Below are 1,855 nucleotides of genomic sequence, written 5' to 3'. Positions count from 1 at the left end.
CCGCGCCGTCGCCGCCGAACTCGGCATCACCACCGTGCACGCCGCCGCCGGACCGGAGGACAAGGCCGCCGTCGTCGCCGAACTCCGTTCCCGGGGACGGACGGTGGCGATGGTCGGGGACGGCGTCAACGACGCGGCCGCGCTGGCCGCCGCCGACCTCGGCATCGCCATGGGCTCCGGCACCGACGCGGCGATCGGCGCCGCCGGGCTGACCCTGGTGCGCGGCGACATCGACTCCCTGGTCACCGCCGCCCGGCTGGCCCGCCGCACCCTCGCCACCATCCGCACCAACCTGGCCTGGGCGTTCGGCTACAACGCGGTGCTGCTGCCGCTCGCCGCGCTCGGCCTGCTCAACCCGATGCTCGCCGCGCTCGCGATGTCCGCCAGCTCCGTCCTGGTGGTCGCCAACAGCCTGCGGCTGCGCACCTGGCACCCCGCCCGGAGTCGACCCGGCGCCAACTGACCACCGCCGAACGCCAACTGACCACCACCACAAGCCAACTGATCACCGCTCCACCGTCCGCCCAGCCGGCTGACCGCCGCCCCACCGTCCGCCCACACCGCACCAGGAGAGTCCACCGTGCGCCACCGGATACGCCGCGGCCCGGCCGCCGCCACCGCCCTGCTCGCCACTGCCCTGCTCGCCACCGCCTGCGCCGGCAGCCCCCCGACCTCCCGCGGCCCGGACGTGGTCGTCTCCAGGACGTTCCCGGTCAAGGTCGCCGACTGCGCCGGCCGCCGGACCACCTTCGACGCCCCGCCGGGCCGGATCGTCACCAGCAACGCCGCCGCGCTGGAGCTGCTGCTCGAACTCGGCGCCGGCGACCGGGTGATCGGCACCGGCTTCCCGCCCGGCGCCGGCTACCTGCCCGCCGAGCTCGCCGACCGGGGCGCGAAGGTGCCGGTCCTCGGGAAGACCGTGATCGCCAAGGAGCAGCTGCTCGGTTCCGGCGCCGACCTGTACATCGACAGCTTCGCCGCCACCAACACGGGCGGCGGCGCAGGCGGTGGAGGCGGCATGGGCGGGACGCCCGCCGAGCAGGAGTTCGCCGCCGCCGGCATCAAGCACGTCTTCCTGCTGTCCACCGCCTGCGCCACGACCGCGAAGACCGACCTGGCCGAGGTCGAGCAGGACATCGAGCGGCTCGGCGCCGTCACCGGTACCCTCCCCGCCGCGGACCGGCTGGTCGCCGCCATGAACGGCACGCTCGACCGGGTCGCCACCGCGCTCGGCGACCTCCCCGAGGACCGGCGGCCCAGCTACTTCTTCTTCGACTACGACGCCGGCACCCAGCAGCCGACCGCCGTGTGCCGCAAGCAGATCGCCAACGCGATCATCACGCTGGCCGGGGCGCGCAACGCCTTCGCCGACTGCGACGCCGACTTCCGCCCCGTCGGCTGGGAGGAGGTGGTCGCCAGGAACCCCGACTGGATCCAGCTCGGCGTCCGCAACCGCGGCACCGCGGACGCCACCCGGAAGGCCTTCGACGAGGCCGAGCGGTTCCTCCGCGACCACCCCGCCACCAAGGACCTGGCCGCCGTCCGGCAGGGCCGGTTCGTGCGGATCGGCTCCGAGGTCACCACCGTCGCCGGCGTCCGCAACGCCGACACGGTCGAGCGGATCGCCCGCACCGTGCACCCCGAACTGGTCAAGGAAGGACGGTAGATGACGACCACCCAGCTCCTGCCGTCGACCACCCGGCGGGCCGGGGCCGGCCTGCTCGCCGCCGGGCTCGGCCTCGCCCTGCTGCTCGCCCTCACCCTCGCCGTCGGCCTCGGCAGCGTCGACGTCCCCGCCCGCGAGGTGTGGAGCGTCGTCGCCCGCCACCTGACCGGCGCTCAGGGCCCGCCCGGC

At 75.3% G+C, this 1,855-nt stretch carries 2 protein-coding genes and 1 pseudogene; all 3 read left to right on the top strand.

The window, feature by feature from the left end:
• On the top strand, nucleotides 1-463 hold a 463-nt coding region (locus KCH_RS02465; RefSeq protein ID WP_157032361.1), incomplete at its 5' end, for an HAD-IC family P-type ATPase.
• Between the two features lie 117 nt (nucleotides 464-580).
• Entirely contained in the window at nucleotides 581-1,666 is a 1,086-nt protein-coding gene (locus KCH_RS02460; RefSeq protein ID WP_084223135.1) for an ABC transporter substrate-binding protein, read from the top strand.
• Nucleotides 1,667-1,855: pseudogene (locus tag KCH_RS42140) on the top strand (hypothetical protein); the annotation flags it as partial. It lies immediately after the preceding gene.

This window comes from Kitasatospora cheerisanensis KCTC 2395, assembly GCF_000696185.1.
GTDB classification, from domain to species: Bacteria; Actinomycetota; Actinomycetes; order Streptomycetales; family Streptomycetaceae; genus Kitasatospora; species Kitasatospora cheerisanensis.
The sequence above is the reverse complement of the archived record's forward strand: the minus strand, read 5'-3'. Positions and strand labels throughout refer to the sequence as shown.